The following is a 16,768-nucleotide window of genomic DNA, read 5'->3' as shown; positions in this document are numbered from 1 at the left end:
GACCTCAGGGCTGACGGGTGAACAGGGGATGCAGGCTGCTGTGCTTGGCGTCGTACACCTGTGCCTGGCTCTCATCGATCTGCAGGGTCACGCCGACCGGGCGACGTTCCAGCAGCGCGTCCAGTCGCTGGCGCAAGACAGCCAGCAGCGCATCGCCGACCTGCCGGTGCACCGTGGCGCTGCGGCCGCTGCCCATGCGCAGGTTGGCGTAGACGAAACCGTAGTCGCCACGACCATCGGCGATCGCGGCATGGGCTGCCGGGTAGGCCAGCACGCGGGTGCCGCCGGTGGGGAACACCTGGCGATCATGTTCGTCGCGTTGGGCGAGCATGCAGTCGGCCAGGGCGCGGCACAGGCCGGGCATATCGGTGTCGGCTTCGATATCCGGGCTATAGAGCAGGACCAGATGGGGCATGGGGGGCTCCTTACAGGCGGCTGGTGGAGGTGATCCCAGCCGGGTTCGAGGCCTGGGCTGCGGGGATCGCGCTGCCGTCCTGCGGGGTGACCGGGAAGATCGCGTTGATTTGGCCGGTACCGGAAGAACCGAAGTACGGTGTCACCACCTCGGCCTTGCCGTCGTATCGCGACCAGCCGAGCGCACCGAGCAACATGGCAGTGTCGTGCATGAAGCCTTCGCCATGGCCCTTGACCGCATACTCGGGCAGCATCGCGCAGAAGTCCGCCCAGTCGCCGTCCTGCCACATGCGCACCACGCGGTGGTCGAGGGTTTCCAGGAACGGGCTCCAGACCTTGGTGGCAAAGTCCGGGGCCTGGCCGTTCTGGGCAAAACGGTGTGACAGCGAGCCGCTGGCGAGGAAAGCCACGGTGCCGTCGTAGTGGTCCTCGACCGCCTTGCGCATGGCCCAGCCCAGGCGCGCGCTGTCGTTGAGGTAGTGCGAGGTGCACAGGGCCGAGACCGAGATCACCTTGAAGTGGCGGTCGGCGTTCATGTAGCGCATCGGCACCAGAGTGCCGTATTCCGGGGCCAGGGTGGTGGCGTCGTGGGCCATGGTCTCCACGCCCAGTCGATTGCATTCTTGCGTGAGGATTCGCCCCAGCTCGGGGTTGCCGGGGAAGCCGTAGTTCATGTTGGCGATGAAGTGCGGCAGTTCGTTGCTGGTGTACAGGCCTTCGAAGTGCGCGGCGCAGTTGATGTGGTAGTTGGCGTTGACCAGCCAGTGGGTGTCGAACACGACGATGGTGTCCACGCTCAGTTCGCGGCAGCGCCGGCCGATCTCGTGGTGCCCGTCGATGGCCGCCTGGCGAAAGCCCTGGCGCGGGCCGGGCAGTTCGGACAGGTACATCGAGGGCACATGGGTGATCTTGGCGGCGAGAGCGAGTTTGCCCATGGTATGTCTCCTGTTGAAGGTTGTTGTTCTTGGTGTCCATGGCAAGGGCTGCGCAGCAGCCCCGTTCTACACGCCCCAGCGCGGAATGTGATGGCTACCCATGGATATACACACGTTCTTGATCTCGGCGAAGACCTCGAAGCTGTATTGCCCACCCTCGCGCCCGGTGCCCGAGCCTTTCACCCCGCCGAACGGTTGGCGCAGGTCACGCACGTTCTGGCTGTTGATGAACACCATGCCCGCCTCGATACCGCGGGCCAGGCGGTGGGCCTTGCCGATGTCCTGGGTCCAGATGTACGACGCCAGGCCGTATTCGGTGTCGTTGGCCAGTTGCAGCGCCTCGGCCTCGTCCTTGAACGGGATCAGGCAGACTACCGGGCCAAAGATCTCTTCCTGGGCGATGCGCATCGTGTTGCTCACGTCAGCGAACACCGTCGGCTGGATGAACTGCCCCTTGGCCAGGTGCGCTGGCAGCCCGGCTGGACGCTCCAGGCCACCGGCCACCAGGCGTGCGCCTTCCTCGAGGCCGATGCGGATATAGCCGGTGACCTTGTCGTAGTGCTGCTGGGTGATCATCGAGCCCACCTGGGTCTTCGGATCGGTCGGGTCGCCGACGATCAGGCGCCTGGCGCGGGCGGCGAACTCGGCGACGAACTGCGGGTACACGCTTTCCTGGATGAAGATGCGGCTGCCGGCGGTGCAGCGCTCGCCGTTGAGCGAGAAGATGGTGAACAGCGCGGCGTCCAGGGCACGGTCCAGGTCGGCGTCTTCGAAGACCAGCACTGGCGACTTGCCGCCCAGTTCCATGGAGTACTTCTTAAGGCCCGCCGTCTGCATGATCTTGCGGCCGGTGGCGGTGCCGCCGGTGAACGAGATGGCGCGCACGTCCGGGTGGCGCACCAGGGCATCGCCGGCGGTGGCGCCGTAGCCCTGGATGACGTTGAGCACGCCATGGGGGATGCCGGCCTCGACTGCCAGGCGGCCCAACTCATTGGCGGTCAGCGGCGACAGCTCGCTCATCTTCAGCACCGCGGTGTTGCCCAGCGCCAGGCACGGCGCGGTCTTCCAGGTGGCGGTCATGAACGGCACGTTCCAGGGCGACACCAGCCCGCACACGCCCACCGGCTGGTACAGGGTGTAGTTGAGCATCTGGTCGTCCACCGGGTAGGTGTGCCCGTCCATGCGCGTGCACACCTCGGCGAAGAAGTCGAAGTTGTGCGATGCGCGGGGAATCAGCACGTTGCGCGTCTGGTGGATCGGCAGGCCGGTGTCCAGGGTCTCCAGTTCGGCCAGCTGCGGTACGTTCTGCTCGATCAGCTCGCCCAGGCGGCGCATCAGGCGGGCGCGTTCCTTGGCCGGGGTGTTGGCCCATTTCGGAAAGGCCTCTTTTGCCGCAGCCACGGCCTGGGCGACTTCCTCGGCGCCGCCGCTGGCGACTTCGCCGATGGCTTCACCGGTGGCCGGGTTGTAGTTGATGAACGTGTCGCGGCTCTCGACTTCACGGCCGTTGATCCAGTGCTTGATCATGCTGTTGCCTCGTGTGCTTTGTGGGCGAAGAACTCGGCTTCGCTGACGATTCGGTTGACCAGGCGGCCGACCCCTTGCACCTCCACCACCACTTCGTCGCCGGGGACCACGTTGGCCAGGCCTTCCGGGGTGCCGGTGGCGATCATGTCGCCGGGCTGCAGGGTCATGAAGCTGGAGAAGTATTCGATCAGGTAGGGGATGTCGAAGATCATGTCGGCGGTGCTGCCTTGCTGTTTCAGCTCGCCGTTGATCCAGGTGCGCAGCGTCAGGTTCGACGGATCCGGCACGTCGGCGACGTCGACGATCCACGGGCCTACCGGGGTGGTGGCGTCGCGATTCTTCACCCGCAAGTTGGGGCGGTAGTAGTTTTCCAGGTAGTCACGGATGGCGTAGTCGTTGCACACGGTGTAGCCGGCCAGGTAGTCGAGGGCGTCCTCGCGCCTGACGTTGCGCGCCGGCTTGCCGATCACCGCCACCAGCTCGCACTCGTAGTGCATGTACTTGACGTTGTCCGGGCGCCAGGTCACCTGCTCGTGCCCGGTGTAGGTGCCCGGCGACTTGATGAACGCCAGCGGTTCGGTGGGCGGGGTGAAGGCCAGCTCGGCGGCGTGGTCGGCATAGTTCAGGCCCAGGGCGAACATGTTGCCGGTGGCCGGTGGCAGCCAGGTGACCTGGGCGGCCTGGACCAGGCGACCATCGGCCAGGCGCAGTTGCTGGTCGTCCTCGACGGTGACCTGATGGACCTGGCCGTCGAACTGGATACGGGCGTGCTTCATGGGGCGAGTCCTTGTTCGGCGACGATGGGGTTGGTCAGCTGGCCAAGGCCGTCGATCTCGACCGTCACCCGGTCGCCGGGCAGCACATCGACGCGGCCTTCGGGGGTGCCGGTGATCAGCACGTCGCCGGCATGCAGGGTCATGAACTCGCTGATCTCGGCGATCAGCCGGGCCACGCCGCGCACGCAGTTGGCGGTGTTGTTGTGCTGGCGCAACTCGCCGTTGACCCACAGGCGGATGCCCAGCGCGTCGGGGTTGTCGACCTGCGCGGCTGGCACCAGCTGCGGGCCGATGGCGCAGAAGCCGTCGCGGCACTTGGCCTTTACCGCCGGGCGGTAGTAGCTGTCCTCGGGCAGGCTGAACTCGTTGACGATGGTGTAGCCGGCCACATGCGCGAGGGCGTCGTCGATGCTGACGCGGCTGGCGTCCTTGCCGATCACCACGCCCAGCGCGGGGCCGGGTTGCAGGCGCTCGACTGCCGAGGGGTAGGTTACCGGCTGGGCATGCCCGTTGCGGGTGTTCGGGGTCTTGATGAACAGCACCGGCTTGACCGGCGGCTGCTGGTACGGCGCTTCATGGAAGGATGCCAGATGCTGCTGCAGCAGGCCCTGGTAGTTCAGGGCGACGCCGAACAAGCTGCCGTTGGCGACCTCGTGCAAGGCACGGCTCATGCTTTTCTCCTGCGCTTCGTGGTGTTTTTGTTAATGTGTTAACGTTATATTTAATATGTTAACGATCGTCAAGGCGTCTACCGCTGGCTGGTGGTGCTACGATGATTTCCCCGGCGCGTTTCACCGCTGCGAGAACAACAATGAAAGAACGACAGCCGATCCCCAACATCAACATCGGTCAGGTCTATGACCAGCGCTACAGCGACAGCGAGGTGCACTACGACCGCCTGGGCAACCTGGCCGGTTTTTTCGGTCGCAACATGCCAGTGCACCGCCACGACCGCTTCTTCCAGGTGCACTACGTCAAGACCGGCAGTGTGCGGGTGTACCTGGACGAACAGCGCTACCACGAGTCCGGGCCGATGTTCTTCCTCACCCCGCCGACCATTCCCCATGCCTTCGTCACCGAGGCCGACGCCGACGGCCATGTGCTGACCGTGCGCCAGCAACTGGTCTGGCAACTGCTGCAGGCCGAGCCCGGGCTGGCGTTGGGACCGCGGCTGCAACCGGCCTGCGTTGCACTGGGGCACCTGCAGGGCGCGGCGGCCGGCGAGGTACGGCGCCTGGAGCAGCTGTTCGACCTGCTTGGCGACGAAATCGGCCATGGCCAGGCCGGGCAGGGCACCGCCGTGCAGGACCTGGCGCGGCTGGTGATGATCAGCCTGCTGCGCCTGGGCGCCAATTCGCTGGAGGCAACGCCCGCGCGGCACGAGGACTTGCAGTTGTTCCATCGCTTCAACGAGCTGATCGAGCGCCACTACCTCGACCACTGGACGCTGCCGGCCTACGCGGCGGCGCTGGGGGTGACCGAGGCGCGGCTGAATGATGTGTGCCGGCGCATGGCCGACCTGCCGTCCAAGCGCCTGGTGTTCGAACGGCTGATGCAGGAGGCGCGGCGGTTGCTGCTGTACACCGGCGGTTCGGCCAACGAGATCTGCTACCGGCTGGGGTTCAAGGATCCGGCGTATTTCAGCCGCTTCTTCCAGCGCCATGCGCAGATGACGCCGGGGGAGTACCGTCAGCGCCAGGCGGGATTGCGTTGACATGAGGCGATCAGCTCCGGGCTGCAGGCTTCACCTGATCGTGCAACGAAGGCGATGCTTGGAAAATGCGCGTTTGCCGGGAGCGCTGGTACTTTTCACTGGAGCTGGACAGCACCGGTGAAAATGGTTTTCACTTTATTAATATCTTAATAAAACCAGCCGCTTATCCTGATGACCAATCCAAGACCTTCCCTGACGTTGACCCTGTTGCAGGCCCGCGAAGCGACCATGGCGTTCTTCCGCCCGGCCCTCAATGCCCACGACCTGACCGAGCAGCAGTGGCGGGTGATCCGCATCCTGCGCCAGCAGGGCGAGCTGGAAAGCCACCAGTTGGCGGACATGGCCTGCATCCTCAAACCGAGCATGAGCGGCGTCCTCAAGCGCCTGGAACGCGACGGCCTGGTGGGTCGGCGCAAGTCGCCGGAGGATCAGCGGCGGATCTTCATCAGCCTGACCGTGCGTGGCCAGCAGGCATTCCTGGCCATGAGCGAGGAGATGGAGCGCAATTACCAGGAGATCCAGCGCCAGTTCGGCGAGGACAAGTTGGAGAAGTTGATGGAGTTGTTGAACGAGCTCAAGAAGGTCAGGCCCTGATGCCGCGAGCGCTGACCACCGCCATCGCGGGGCCCTTGAATCGTGTACAGGGTCCCCCTACAGACCGGCAAGATACAGCGAATCATCGAGAATCTTCAGCAACGAAGCCGCCCGCCGCGCATACACCGCCGGGTTCGCGTACAGCAGCTCCACATGCAGGCTGTCGATGATCCCCAGGTACGCGTCACCATACAGCTCCAGCTTGTTGCCATCGCTGCGGGCCCAGGCGTGGCGCTCGCGCAGGGCCTGGCAGAAGCCCAGGCGGATCTGCTCCAGGTAGGCCTCGAAGCCGCCGGTGACAACCGAGCGGATCGGCGTCGGCGGCAGGAACGCCGTGCGCAGCACGAAGCGCAGGTTGGCCGAGGCGGCGTAGCGCTCGGCCAGGTGCAGCGGGTGCCAGTGCCCCGGCGCCTCGCGGCCCGCCGCCTCGTGGCCGAACCCTGCCTCGACGTAGGCGGTTTCGTCCGCCAGCGCACGTTCGAAGGCGCGCACGAACAACGCATCCTTGTTGGCGAAATGGGCATAAAGCGATGCCTTGCGCATGCCCGCCAAGGCGGCGATCTCACTCAATGACGAGCCGTCGTAGCCATGTTCGGCGAAATGCACGACGGCATGGTCGCAGATGCGCGCGGCGGATGGGGTCAGGGCTTTCAAGGCGGTCACTCCGGTTTGACGCTGGGGCAGGGCGAGGCGCTGATTGTCTTTGCCACGGCGGCGCGGGTCAAACCGACGATGATCAGGGCAGCGGCCGCCAACAGCCAGGCCCAGGCCAGCGGCCCCAGCGTTGCCAGGTGCCCGGCCAAGGGTGTAGCACTGGATGAAATCACCAGTTGCAGGGCACCGAGCAGGGCTGCGGTGGAGCCGACGTCACGTTGCTGCGACGACATCGCCAGGGCCATCAAGGTGGCCTCGCAAATGCCCAGGCCGAACAGCGCCAGCACGACGCCCGCCAGCAGCAGCGCCAGGCCCGCGCCGCTCAGCCCGGCAAGTACCGCCAGCAGCGCGCCGCCGCCCATGCACAGCGCGCCCCACCAGGCCACGCGAGCCACGCCGTGGCGCGTCACCCAGTAGCCGGACAGCGCCGCGCCGAGCAGGATGGCCACGCCGCAGGCCCCGAACAGCAGGCCGAAGTGGGCGCTGGAAAGGCCGAAATGCTGCTGGTACACGTAGGCGGAGCCGGCGATGTAGGCGAACAGGAAGAAGAACACCGCCGACAACGCCAGGGCCGGTCGCAGGAACGCGCCATCGGCGGCGATGCGCGCATAGGTGCGCCATGCGCGGGCCGGCGCCAGGCGTACCCGCTGCCCCGCCGGCAAGGTCTCGCCGAGCGTCAGCATCGAGTTGAACAAGGTCAGCAGGCCCAGACCGGCCAGCACCAGCATGATCGCCCGCCAACCATAGGCCGCGTCGATCATCCCGCCCAACGCCGGGGCGAGGATCGGCGCCAGGCCTTCGATGGTCATCAGCAGGGCGAAGATCTGCGCCGCCCGCGCGCCGTCGGCGCTATCGCGGACCATGCTCATGATCACCACCAACGTCAGCGCGCTGGCCAGGCCCTGGACCAGGCGTGCGATCAGCAACGCGTCCAGCGAGGGCGCGGCGGCCGCGCCGAGGGAGGCCAGGCTGAACACCATCAACCCCGCGAGCAGCGGGCGACGACGGCCCAGGGCGTCAACCAGCGGGCCGAACAGCAACTGGCCGGCACCCATCGCCAGCAGGAACACGGTCAGGGTCAGCTGCACCTGGGTATAGCCGGTGGCGAAGTCGCGGGCCATTTCCGGCAGGCTGGCCAGGTACATGTCGATGGCCGAAGGGCCGAGGGCGCCGATCAGGGCAAGAGAGGCGGCGAAGCGCAGGTGGGAAGCAGGCATGACTGGGAAATCCGTTGACGAAAATGCACCTACCGACCGGTAGGTTGTGCGAATTATGCCAGAGTGCCTGAAGGGGTCAACCCTGCCCGCGTCCGCTTGCGTCCCAGATACAGGGCAGCGGCATGTTTAGCGCCACCGGTCCGATCGCCCCGGAATAATCCGAATCCCGCCTTATCGCCGTACTCCCAATCCTGTACGGCATGCAGCCGTGCATCCCTTAGCCACACGAGGTTTTGCAACCATGGCCAATAAAGACAGCAACATGACCGGTCGCCAGGACAGCAACAAGACCGGCAGCCAGGGTGGATCGAAGAACCCGGGCAACTTCGCCAACGACCGCGAGAAGGCCTCCGAAGCCGGCCGCAAGGGCGGTCAGAGCAGTGGCGGCGACCACCGTCAGACCGAGTCCGGCCGCAAGGGTGGCCGCACGTAAGTGAGGGCACGCGGTGCCGGGCTTGCCTGGCACCGCGCATACCCCACCCAGGAGGCGCCATGCGTGGCGACCGATGGCCTTGAGCATCGCTATCGGGCCCTGCTCAAGGGCCCTGATCCGCTAGGCGAGGCCTGGCTGCAGCAGCCGCTGCGCCAAGTGCGTACGCTTGCGGACGACCTGCCGGATGATCCCGGGCGATTGCTGGAATGGTCAGCCGCCCATGCCCAGCGGGTCGCCAGTGAACACATGGCTTATCTTGAACAACGGCGCCAGGGGCCGCGCGCTACTTCACCAACCGGGCCCATGCCTTGTGGTTCCTGCAACAGGTTGCGCCGACCAAGGCGGTCGACGGCGCATGGTTGCACGGCGCCCTGTGCCATTGGCGGGAACCGCGTTTTCACGGGTTGATCCGCATCTTTCTCGAAGAACAGGGGGACGGCGATCCGCGCTGGCAGTGGGAGCAGGCCTTCGCGGCGGTTTGCGACAGTCGAACTGCGTATCTGCGATGGCTGCCCCCGGTTGGACGATGCCTTGGCCGTCGCCAGCCGCGAGATGCGCTGGGTCACCCAGGAAAACTATTGGCGTGCCCTGCGTCAGGGCCGCCTAGGCACCTTCATCGGCGTGTACGAGCAACAGCCGGTGAGCGCCGAAGGCTGGCTGACGCAACTGCAGTTGCAATGCCCGGCCGACACCGCCGATGCCGAACGCGCCTTCATCCAGGCCCGGCGCATCTTGCGCGACGGCACCAGTGCCGATCACCAGCTGTCGGTGCTCGGGACTCATTGAGTAAACCATTCGCTGGTCGCCAGCCTCGAAAGCTGTGTGCCCCACAATTCGACAACATGCAGCCAAAACAGAAGGAGCCCCACCCATGCCCGGCAAGCCCCAGGACCAATTCACCCTGCAAAATCCCCTGACCCAATATCCCCATCCGCCCTTTGCGGCCCAGGGCCAACCCGCCCCTGGCCTGGATGCCCACATGCAACCCAAGCCCGACCACGGTGAAGCCACCTATAAAGGCTTCGGCCGCCTGGTCGGTCGTCGCGCCCTGATCACCGGCGCCGACTCGGGAATCGGGCGCGCCGTGGCCATCGCCTTCGCCCGCGAGGGCGCCGACATCGCCCTCAACTACCTGCCCACGGAGGAGCGTGACGCCCGAGAAGTGGTCCAGCTGATCGAGGCCGAAGGGCGCAAGGCCGTGGCACTTCCTGGCGATCTCAAGGATCCGCGCTTCTGCAGCCAGTTGGTGGACCAGGCCCACGAACAGCTCGGCGGCCTGGACATCCTGGTCAACGTCGCCGGCAAGCAGGTGGCGCGCAAGGACATTGGCCAGATCACCCACGAGCAGTTCGATCACACCCTCAAGACCAACGTCTACGCGTTGTTCTGGTTGTGCCAGGCTGCCGTGCCGCTGATGCCGGCCGGGGCCACGATCATCAACACTGCCTCGATCCAGTCCTACCAGCCATCGGCGACGCTGCTCGACTACGCCACCACCAAGGCGGCGATCGTTGCCTTCACCAAGGCGCTGGCCAAGCAGGTGATCGAGCGCGGCATCCGCGTCAACGCAGTGGCGCCGGGCCCGATCTGGACCGTGTTGCAGCCCAGCGGCGGCCAACCGCCGGAGAAGATTCCCGACTTCGGTGGGCACACACCGATGAAACGTCCCGGCCAACCTGCCGAATGCGCGCCGCTGTATGTGCTGCTGGCCAGCCAGGAGTCGAGCTATATCACTGGGGAGGTATTCGGCGTCACGGGGGGGAATCCACTGCCGTAGGGCAAAGTCGAATAAACCTTGGCCGCGCCGCGCAGTCAGTCCTTGTAAGAGCCCCTATTCATGCGGGCCAGGGAGGTGGCTGATGAAACTCGTCTGCCTGTTGCGTGGCTGCCAATGGCGCAGTCTGTTGGTCCGTGAAATCGCCGGGCTCCATTGCCAGTGCTGCGAACGCTGCGGCGCGTTGCGCTACAGCCAGCCCGGCCAACCGTTCGACGCGTAGGAGCTGACCATGGCCCGGGCAATCTGGAAAGGCGCGATCAGCTTCGGCCTCGTGCACATCCCCGTCTCCCTCAATACCGCCGTGCGCAGCGAGCGGGTGGATTTCGACTGGCTCGACAAGCGCAGCATGGAACCGGTGGGTTACAAACGGGTGAACAAGGTCACCGGCAAGGAGATCGACAAGGAACACATCGTCAAGGGCGTGGAGTACGAGAAGGGTCGCTACGTGGTGATCAGCGAGGAGGAGATTCGCAAGGCCCGGCCCGAGGCGACCCAGACCATCAATATCTTCTCGTTCGTCGATGCCCGGGAGATACCGCTGCAACAGTTCGACACGCCTTATTACCTGAGCCCCGACCGCGGCGGCGGCAAGGTCTACGCCTTGTTGCGCGAGGCCCTGGAAAGTACCGGCAAGGTCGCCCTGGCCACCGTCGTGCTGCACACCCGCCAGCATCTGGCGCTGCTGCGCCCGCTGCAAGACGCGCTGGTGATGATTACCCTGCGCTGGCCCGAGGAGGTGCGAGGCCTGGCGTCGCTGGAACTGGACAAGAGCGTGACCGACAGCAAGCTGGACAAGCGCGAACTGGACATGGCCAGGAAGCTGGTGCAAGACATGAGCGGGCCATGGTCGCCCGACGAGTACCATGATGCCTTTCGCCAGACCATCCTCGAGCTGGTGCAAGAGAAGGCCAGCAAGGGCAAGATCGAGACCGTGGACAAAGGCGAGGGCGCGCCGGCGGAGAAGGGCGCGGACATCATCGACCTCACCGAGCTGCTCAAGCGCAGCCTGGGTGGCAAGACCAAGGCGAAGAAACCGGCGGCCAAGCGACCGCGCAAAGCATCTTAGCGCGGTTGCGCAGAGGTTACGGTAGTTGCCCCTCCAGCCCATTCAGGTAGTCGCCGAAGCCCTGGCGGGCGCGGCTGTCCCGGCGACTGCTGGTGGCCACGCTGTGCGCCGCCGTCCAGACAATCTGCGCGCCACTGGCCTCGAGGGCCAGCACCAGTTGCACATCTTCGTGGGCCGGCAATGGCTGGAATCCGCCGACGCGCTCATAGGCCTTGGCGCAGACGCCCAGGTTGGCGCCGTGAATATGCCGATGGCCGTCCCGGGCCTGGTAACGGCTGCGGTACAACTGGCGCAGAGCGGCGCCTTGCCAGGGTTGCCAGCGCTCGATGTGCACCGTGCCGCAGACCGCGTCGGCATGCCATTGCAGTTGCGACACCAGCCAGTGCACGGGTACGCGGCTGTCGGCATCGGTAAACGCCAACCACTGGGCGCCGCGGTCGATCATCCATGCCGCGCCCAGGCGCCGGGCAATGCCGACGTTGCCGGCCTCCAACACCATGGTATGCACGCCATGGCGGCGGGCGATTCGCGCGCTGGCATCGACGCAGCGATCGAGGACCACCAGCACTTCGACCTCCAGGCCTGCCGCCTCGGCCCGCGCCACCGCCAGCTTGATGGCAGCGAGGCAGTGCCCGAGGCGGCGGGCCTCGTTGTGGGCCGGAATGATGACGCCGATCATGGGCAGGTCTCGTTCAGGTCCACGGCGCTGGGCTGGCACGACCAGTACTCGAGCAGGAAATCCGCCTCCTCGTGGCGCAGCAGCGGGTAAAGTGGCAGGTGTCGGGCCAGCAGGGCATGGACCTCGCCACCCTCCTGCGGGCAAGCGGCAATGGGATGGCGCCAGTGGCAGGCCAGCAGGCCGCCGTCATGGCTCAGGCTAGCCACCGATTGCTCGATCACCTGCAGCCACTCGGTGGGTGCCAGGTAGTAGCCGATCTCGCTGAGCACGATCAGGTCGAACTGTCCGCCCGGCCAGTCACCCGGGAGGTGGCCCTGTTCGACGCCGGCATGGCTCGCGCCCGCCAGCCGCTGGCGGGCCAGGGCCACGGCGGTGGGGTCGATGTCCTGGCACAGCAGCTCGGCGCAGCGCTCGGCCAGCAGGATGCTCAGTTCACCGTTGGCGCAGGCCGGCTCGAACACGCGCTCGTAGTATTGGCGGGGCAGGCTGGCCAGGGCCAGGTCGCGCTTGCGCCGTTCATACCAGCGGGTACGAAAGGCCCATGGGTCGTCGTTGTCGGCATACAGGTCGGCAAAATACTGCGCGTCGAGGCTCATGGCGACTCCATTGACAGGAAGACCAGTTCGAAGGGTTGCAGCAGGCAGGCCTGCAGGTGTTCGGGCAGTACCGGCGGATGGTCGCCATCGGGCTGCAACTGGCTGGCATGGGCGGCCAGGGCTTCGCGTTTGCGCGCCAGACGCGCCTCGTCGAGCGACAGGCGATGTGCCCGGGGCCACGGCAGCCTAGGATCGTCGGGTGCGGCCCAGTGCCAGGCCCAGACCGGCACCTCGGCCAGTTGCGCGCGACACGATTGCGCCGCCCTGGCGCAGGCGCGGCCGGCCGCTTCATGATCGCAGTGCCCATCACCCCGCCAGGTGGTCAGCAGCAGGTCGTCGGGCTGCAGCAATTGCTCCAGGTGCGCGACCAGGAACGCCTCATCGCGGGGCAGGGCGCCGTCCTTGAGGTTGAGCCGTCGCCATTCGACGCGGCTGAGGTCCAGCTCCAGCTTTTGCAGGGCATGGCGGCTCTCCAGAGGGCGCTGATGGCGCAGGCGGTGCTCGGTCCATTGGTTGGAGTGAGGATGGCTGGCCTCGCCGTTGGTGGCGGAAATCAGTACCAGGTCCTGTTCCCGGCCGTGGAAGCTGGCCAACAGACCGCCGGCCATGAGGATCTCGTCGTCCGGATGCGGCGCCAGCAGCACCAGGCGTCTGCCGGGCGGGCACAGTCGGTCGGGCGTCAGCCAGGTGGCACGGGCCAGGTACGCGGACTGTTGCCAGGCGCTCCAAGGCGTGCCGTGAGCGGCCTGGATCAGATTCTGGCTCATAGTTTCCATGCTCCTTCAGGCCTATCGGTCAGTTGCCGTCCCAGCTCGGCCAGGTCGCGTTCAGCGTGACTTTGCCGCAGGTATACCGGCAGGTCGGCGCTGAGCCGGGCGAAATGGCTGTTGCGACAGTACGGCGTTGCGCCCAATGCCCGGCCGACATGCTGGATGACCTGCTCGACCGCCTGCTCGACCTGGGCGCGGGTGCGGCGTACCTCGTAACTGGCATCGTCGCCTGGGTGGCGGTCGATCCAGGCGGCGCATTCTCGCAGGGCGGCGCGGGCTCCGAACAAGGCCGCATCGACGGCGCCCAGGTGGGCGTCGGCGTGTGGGTCGGGCCGGGGTTTGCGACAGTGTTCGCGCAGGTAGTCCGTCAAGGCTGCGGCCGCGCCGTACCAGCAGGCGGCGATGCCCGCGCCCCCGTGCCAGAAACCTGGGCGGGACAGGTACTGGCCGGGTTCGCCGATGGCCAGCCCGGGCGAGTCGTCGAACACGATGGCGACACTGGCGGTGGCGGCCATGCCAACAGCCTGCCAGTGGTCGGCCTGGACACGCTGGCTCGGGTGGCCAAGCTCGATGGCCACCAGTTGAGGCTGGTCGTCTTGCCAGGCGGTCAGCAGCGCACGGTCGATCTGCAACGCTCCCGAACACCAGGCCTTGCGGCCTCGCAGGCGAACCTGCTCGGCGTTCCGTTCGACGATGAGGGCGCGGGCATCCGGCGGCTCGGCAGCCCACACGCCCCAGATCCCTTCGCCGGCATGATGGGCTGCGCCGCATTCGGCAAGGATCGCCAGGGCGTCGGTATGGCCCTCGTAGAGTTTGGCCAGGCTGAGATCGCAAGCAGCGACCCGCGCCAGGGCCCGCCAGCGCTCCAGGGTCCGCCCCTGACCAGGCAAGGGGAGCAGGTCAAGGTGTTCGCGCTGCAGAGCCTGCAGCAGTTCCGGCAGCAAGGGTTCGAGTTCGAGGGGCTGCGCACGGGTATATAGTCGGTGTAGCAGTTGATCGAAGGGGGTCGGTTCCATCAGGCGATCCCCAATTGCTTGCGCATGCGCACGGTGATCGACTGGCGGGTTTTGGCCATGTCGGCCCACGGATCGTCCACCTCGGCAAGCCGGGCCTGGAGGTTGCCGATGTTCCATTGGTTCGTGCCTTTGAGTTGGGTCAGTTCCTCACGCCAGATCGGCACCGACACCGGCAAGCCCTCGCGGGCGCGCAGCGAATAGGCGGCGACGGTGGTGGCGCCCTTGCCATTGCGCAGGTAGTCGATGAAGATCCGCCCGACCCGGTTCTTTGGCCCGGACACGGCGCTGAGCCGATCAGGGAACAGGCCGGCCATGTGCTCGACCAAGGCATGGCTGAAGTCCTTCACTTCGTCCCAGCCGGCGCGCCGGGTCAACGGCACGACGAGGTGCATGCCCTTGCCGCCGCTGGTCTTGAGGAACACCTTCAGCCCCAGCTCATCGAGCAGGGTGAGGGTCAGTTGGGTGGCCTCGAGCATGGCTTTCCAGGGCAGTGCGGGATCCGGGTCGAGGTCGAGGACGAAGCGGTCGGGCTTGTCGAAGTCCTTGGTGGTGGCATTCCAGGTGTGCAATTCGAGCGTGTTCATCTGCACCGCGCCCAGCAGGCTGTCGGCGCGGTTGAGCACCATGGCCGCCTGGCCGGCCTGGGCCTTGCTGTAGCTGAGCACGTGGGGAATGTGCAGATGGCCGGCGTTCTTCTGGAAGAACAGCTCGCCGCCCAGGCCATCCGGTGCCCGGACCAGGGCGACAGGCCGATCCTTGAGCTGCGGCAGCAGCCGGTCGGCGACCTGGGCGTAGTACTGAGCGACCTGGCGCTTGGTGGCCCCGGTGGTCGCGTCGACCACGCGCTCGGGGTGGGTCAGGCGCAGGTTGCCCAGGCCCTCGGGTCGTGTCTGTGCTGCGCGTTTGGCGGGCATCGCTCGCTCCAGGTCGATGGCGGTGGCGGGTTTGTCGTCGCGCAGACCGTGGAACACCGAATGGCGCACGATGCCTTCGCGGGTCATCTGGGCGTAGGCGACTTCCGCCAGCAGTTGCGGCTTGAGCCAATGCACGCCGCGGGCTTCTGCTCCGGTGGGGGGGCTGGCCAAGGGCGACTTGGCGGTCTGCAGCGGTTTCAGGCGAGCGAGGATGCTGTCCAGGGTGGCGGCGCTGAAGCCGGTGCCGACCTTGCCGGCGTAGCGCAGCTGGCCGCTGTCGTGGTCGTGCAGGGCCAGCAGCAGGGCGCCGAAACCGTGGCGGCTACCCTTTGGGTCGGTATAGCCGACGATCACGAATTCCTGGCGCTGCTTGCACTTGAGTTTGATCCAGTCGCTGCTGCGCCGGCCGACATAGGGGCTGTCGGCACGTTTGCCGATCAGCCCCTCGAGTTCCAGCTGGCAGGCGCTGTCGAGTAGCGAATCGATCGGCTCATTGAAATCGGCGGAGTACCTGAGCAGCGGCGAGGCGTGGTCATCCAGCAGCTTGGCCAGGGTGTTGCGACGTGCCTGTAGCGGCAGTTCGCGCAGGTCCTCATCGCCCAGCCAGGGCAGGTCGAACAGGTAGTAGGTGATGTGTTCGTCGTGCTCGGTGTCGAAGGCGTTCTGCAAGGCCTGGAAATCGGCCACGCCGTTGTCGTCGACCACCACCATCTCGCCGTCCAGCCATGCGGCATCGAGCCCCAGTGCCCTGAGCGCCTCGACCTGGCGGGGCATCTTCGTACTCCAGTCGTGGCCATTGCGGGTGAACAGGCGTATGTCGTCACCGTCGATGCGCGCCAGGATCCGGTAGCCGTCGAATTTGACTTCGTAACGCCAGTCTCCGCTGGGCGGGGAGTCGACCAACGTGGCCAGCTGTGGCGTAAGAAGCGCCGGCAGGGACTTGCGACCGGCCTTGCGCTTGCGCGTGGAAGCGGTTGCCTTGGCCGGGCGCCGTGGTGGCAGGGTGCGGTCGCTCAGCACGCTGTCCGGCAGGGCTTCGACGATGCGGTAGTCGGTTTCGCTGCGCGCCTGTCCGTCATGGGACTTGACCAGCATCCACTGCTCTTTCTTGCCGGCCAGGTTAGTGCGGAACAGGTTCCAGATTCCAGATAGTTTTTCGCCCTGCAGGCGAAAGCGCAGCTTGCCCTTGGCATAGGCTTCATGCGGATCGCCCTCGGGCTCCCAGACACCCCGATCCCAGACGATCACATCACCGGCGCCGTAATGGCCTTCGGGGATGTGCCCTTCGAAGTTGGCATAGTCCAGCGGGTGATCCTCCACGTGCACTGCCAGGCGCCGAACCTTGGGGTCGAGCGAGGGGCCCTTGGGGATCGCCCAGCTCTTGAGGGTGCCGTCGAGTTCCAGGCGGAAGTCGTAGTGCAGGTGGCTGGCATCGTGTTTCTGGATGCAGTACTGCAGCGCGTGCGCCGAGTGTGGCTTGGCGCGCTTGCCAGCCGGCTCGGGCGTGGCGTTGAAGTCGCGCTTGCGCTGGTACTCCTGCAGGGGCTTGGCCATGGCGGGCTCCGGGAGGGTTCGCGGGTCTCAAGATTGGGAGGTGGCGGCGCGGCGTGGAGTTCAAAAAAAGCGTGGGGCGGTGCTTTGTGAAGAAACTCTGAATTATTGCTTCGTGGGGGCAGTCGACCGTGT

At 66.2% G+C, this 16,768-nt stretch carries 18 protein-coding genes and 2 pseudogenes; 8 read left to right on the top strand and 12 right to left on the bottom strand.

Going from position 1 to position 16,768, the window contains the following annotated elements:
* Positions 1-4: 4 nt before the first annotated feature.
* The 5 genes from AC25M7_RS11305 to AC25M7_RS11285 form a co-directional block, all read right to left on the bottom strand.
* Complete coding sequence (locus tag AC25M7_RS11305) at positions 5-415, bottom strand: 5-carboxymethyl-2-hydroxymuconate isomerase (protein ID WP_486971064.1); 411 nt, start codon at positions 413-415, stop codon at positions 5-7.
* 10 nt (positions 416-425) lie between these two features.
* Positions 426-1,349: a 3,4-dihydroxyphenylacetate 2,3-dioxygenase gene (hpaD, locus tag AC25M7_RS11300; protein ID WP_486971063.1), complete on the bottom strand. Its 924-nt coding sequence runs from the start codon at positions 1,347-1,349 to the stop codon at positions 426-428.
* Positions 1,350-1,415: 66 nt separating this feature from the next.
* On the bottom strand, positions 1,416-2,876 hold the full coding sequence (gene hpaE / locus AC25M7_RS11295; protein ID WP_028688925.1) for a 5-carboxymethyl-2-hydroxymuconate semialdehyde dehydrogenase: 1,461 nt from the start codon (positions 2,874-2,876) through the stop codon (positions 1,416-1,418).
* Complete coding sequence (locus AC25M7_RS11290; RefSeq protein ID WP_280063924.1) at positions 2,873-3,652, bottom strand: fumarylacetoacetate hydrolase family protein; 780 nt, start codon at positions 3,650-3,652, stop codon at positions 2,873-2,875. Before AC25M7_RS11290 ends, hpaE begins: the two co-directional genes overlap by 4 nt.
* Positions 3,649-4,323, bottom strand: coding sequence for a fumarylacetoacetate hydrolase family protein (locus AC25M7_RS11285; protein WP_062363223.1), 675 nt, complete (start codon positions 4,321-4,323; stop codon positions 3,649-3,651). Before AC25M7_RS11285 ends, AC25M7_RS11290 begins: the two co-directional genes overlap by 4 nt.
* A 140-nt stretch (positions 4,324-4,463) precedes the next feature.
* Here AC25M7_RS11285 and hpaA point away from each other — a divergent pair, with 140 nt between their 5' ends.
* Both hpaA and hpaR read left to right on the top strand, forming a co-directional pair.
* Complete coding sequence (hpaA, locus tag AC25M7_RS11280; RefSeq protein WP_028688922.1) at positions 4,464-5,366, top strand: 4-hydroxyphenylacetate catabolism regulatory protein HpaA; 903 nt, start codon at positions 4,464-4,466, stop codon at positions 5,364-5,366.
* A 171-nt stretch (positions 5,367-5,537) separates the two neighbouring features.
* A complete protein-coding gene (hpaR, locus tag AC25M7_RS11275) occupies positions 5,538-5,960 on the top strand; it encodes a homoprotocatechuate degradation operon regulator HpaR (protein WP_028688921.1) in 423 nt (140 codons plus the stop codon).
* Positions 5,961-6,017: 57 nt separating this feature from the next.
* Here the strand turns inward: hpaR and AC25M7_RS11270 are convergent, their stop codons facing one another.
* Entirely contained in the window at positions 6,018-6,614 is a 597-nt protein-coding gene (locus AC25M7_RS11270) for a TetR/AcrR family transcriptional regulator (protein ID WP_028688920.1), read from the bottom strand.
* 5 nt (positions 6,615-6,619) lie between these two features.
* A complete protein-coding gene (locus AC25M7_RS11265; RefSeq protein WP_486971062.1) occupies positions 6,620-7,831 on the bottom strand; it encodes a multidrug effflux MFS transporter in 1,212 nt (403 codons plus the stop codon).
* A 241-nt stretch (positions 7,832-8,072) separates the two neighbouring features.
* Between AC25M7_RS11265 and AC25M7_RS11260 the strand changes: the two genes are divergently transcribed.
* From AC25M7_RS11260 to ku, 6 genes and pseudogenes are all read left to right on the top strand, one after another.
* On the top strand, positions 8,073-8,264 hold the full coding sequence (locus tag AC25M7_RS11260) for a con-10 family general stress protein (RefSeq protein WP_028688918.1): 192 nt from the start codon (positions 8,073-8,075) through the stop codon (positions 8,262-8,264).
* Positions 8,265-8,327: 63 nt separating this feature from the next.
* A pseudogene (locus AC25M7_RS11255) lies at positions 8,328-8,713 on the top strand (iron-containing redox enzyme family protein); the annotation flags it as partial.
* Between the two features lie 13 nt (positions 8,714-8,726).
* Positions 8,727-9,038: pseudogene (locus AC25M7_RS11250) on the top strand (carboxylate-amine ligase); the annotation flags it as partial.
* Positions 9,039-9,135: 97 nt separating this feature from the next.
* On the top strand, positions 9,136-10,041 hold the full coding sequence (locus AC25M7_RS11245; RefSeq protein ID WP_028688916.1) for an SDR family oxidoreductase: 906 nt from the start codon (positions 9,136-9,138) through the stop codon (positions 10,039-10,041).
* Positions 10,042-10,123: 82 nt separating this feature from the next.
* Complete coding sequence (locus tag AC25M7_RS11240; protein ID WP_175406180.1) at positions 10,124-10,261, top strand: PSPA7_2676 family Cys-rich small protein; 138 nt, start codon at positions 10,124-10,126, stop codon at positions 10,259-10,261.
* 9 nt (positions 10,262-10,270) lie between these two features.
* On the top strand, positions 10,271-11,107 hold the full coding sequence (gene ku, locus AC25M7_RS11235) for a non-homologous end joining protein Ku (RefSeq protein ID WP_028688915.1): 837 nt from the start codon (positions 10,271-10,273) through the stop codon (positions 11,105-11,107).
* Between the two features lie 16 nt (positions 11,108-11,123).
* Here ku and AC25M7_RS11230 read toward each other — a convergent pair whose 3' ends face one another.
* The 5 genes from AC25M7_RS11230 to ligD are packed head-to-tail and all read right to left on the bottom strand — an operon-like array spanning position 11,124 to position 16,636.
* On the bottom strand, positions 11,124-11,786 hold the full coding sequence (locus AC25M7_RS11230) for a glycosyltransferase (RefSeq protein ID WP_486971061.1): 663 nt from the start codon (positions 11,784-11,786) through the stop codon (positions 11,124-11,126).
* Entirely contained in the window at positions 11,783-12,382 is a 600-nt protein-coding gene (locus AC25M7_RS11225; RefSeq protein ID WP_486971060.1) for a class I SAM-dependent methyltransferase, read from the bottom strand. The genes AC25M7_RS11230 and AC25M7_RS11225 overlap by 4 nt, the downstream gene beginning before the upstream one ends.
* A complete protein-coding gene (locus tag AC25M7_RS11220; RefSeq protein ID WP_486971059.1) occupies positions 12,379-13,149 on the bottom strand; it encodes a PIG-L deacetylase family protein in 771 nt (256 codons plus the stop codon). The genes AC25M7_RS11225 and AC25M7_RS11220 overlap by 4 nt, the downstream gene beginning before the upstream one ends.
* The gene (locus AC25M7_RS11215; protein WP_486971058.1) at positions 13,146-14,168 is read right to left on the bottom strand and encodes an acyl-CoA dehydrogenase; all 1,023 of its coding nucleotides are present in this window, start codon (positions 14,166-14,168) and stop codon (positions 13,146-13,148) included. Before AC25M7_RS11215 ends, AC25M7_RS11220 begins: the two co-directional genes overlap by 4 nt.
* The gene (gene ligD, locus AC25M7_RS11210; protein WP_486971057.1) at positions 14,168-16,636 is read right to left on the bottom strand and encodes a DNA ligase D; all 2,469 of its coding nucleotides are present in this window, start codon (positions 16,634-16,636) and stop codon (positions 14,168-14,170) included. The genes AC25M7_RS11215 and ligD overlap by 1 nt, the downstream gene beginning before the upstream one ends.
* Positions 16,637-16,768 lie beyond the last annotated feature (132 nt).

Source organism: Pseudomonas sp. P106(2024), assembly GCF_057480815.1.
The sequence above is the reverse complement of the archived record's forward strand: the minus strand, read 5'-3'. Positions and strand labels throughout refer to the sequence as shown.

Coding starts and splice junctions, on each gene's coding strand:
- AC25M7_RS11305 (WP_486971064.1), bottom strand. CDS start 415: ATGCCCCATCTGGTCCTGCTCTATAGCCCGGATATCGAAGCCGACACC.
- hpaD (WP_486971063.1), bottom strand. CDS start 1,349: ATGGGCAAACTCGCTCTCGCCGCCAAGATCACCCATGTGCCCTCGATG.
- hpaE (WP_028688925.1), bottom strand. CDS start 2,876: ATGATCAAGCACTGGATCAACGGCCGTGAAGTCGAGAGCCGCGACACG.
- AC25M7_RS11290 (WP_280063924.1), bottom strand. CDS start 3,652: ATGAAGCACGCCCGTATCCAGTTCGACGGCCAGGTCCATCAGGTCACC.
- AC25M7_RS11285 (WP_062363223.1), bottom strand. CDS start 4,323: ATGAGCCGTGCCTTGCACGAGGTCGCCAACGGCAGCTTGTTCGGCGTC.
- hpaA (WP_028688922.1), top strand. CDS start 4,464: ATGAAAGAACGACAGCCGATCCCCAACATCAACATCGGTCAGGTCTAT.
- hpaR (WP_028688921.1), top strand. CDS start 5,538: ATGACCAATCCAAGACCTTCCCTGACGTTGACCCTGTTGCAGGCCCGC.
- AC25M7_RS11265 (WP_486971062.1), bottom strand. CDS start 7,831: ATGCCTGCTTCCCACCTGCGCTTCGCCGCCTCTCTTGCCCTGATCGGC.
- AC25M7_RS11260 (WP_028688918.1), top strand. CDS start 8,073: ATGGCCAATAAAGACAGCAACATGACCGGTCGCCAGGACAGCAACAAG.
- AC25M7_RS11245 (WP_028688916.1), top strand. CDS start 9,136: ATGCCCGGCAAGCCCCAGGACCAATTCACCCTGCAAAATCCCCTGACC.
- AC25M7_RS11240 (WP_175406180.1), top strand. CDS start 10,124: ATGAAACTCGTCTGCCTGTTGCGTGGCTGCCAATGGCGCAGTCTGTTG.
- ku (WP_028688915.1), top strand. CDS start 10,271: ATGGCCCGGGCAATCTGGAAAGGCGCGATCAGCTTCGGCCTCGTGCAC.
- AC25M7_RS11230 (WP_486971061.1), bottom strand. CDS start 11,786: ATGATCGGCGTCATCATTCCGGCCCACAACGAGGCCCGCCGCCTCGGG.
- AC25M7_RS11225 (WP_486971060.1), bottom strand. CDS start 12,382: ATGAGCCTCGACGCGCAGTATTTTGCCGACCTGTATGCCGACAACGAC.
- AC25M7_RS11220 (WP_486971059.1), bottom strand. CDS start 13,149: ATGAGCCAGAATCTGATCCAGGCCGCTCACGGCACGCCTTGGAGCGCC.
- AC25M7_RS11215 (WP_486971058.1), bottom strand. CDS start 14,168: ATGGAACCGACCCCCTTCGATCAACTGCTACACCGACTATATACCCGT.
- ligD (WP_486971057.1), bottom strand. CDS start 16,636: ATGGCCAAGCCCCTGCAGGAGTACCAGCGCAAGCGCGACTTCAACGCC.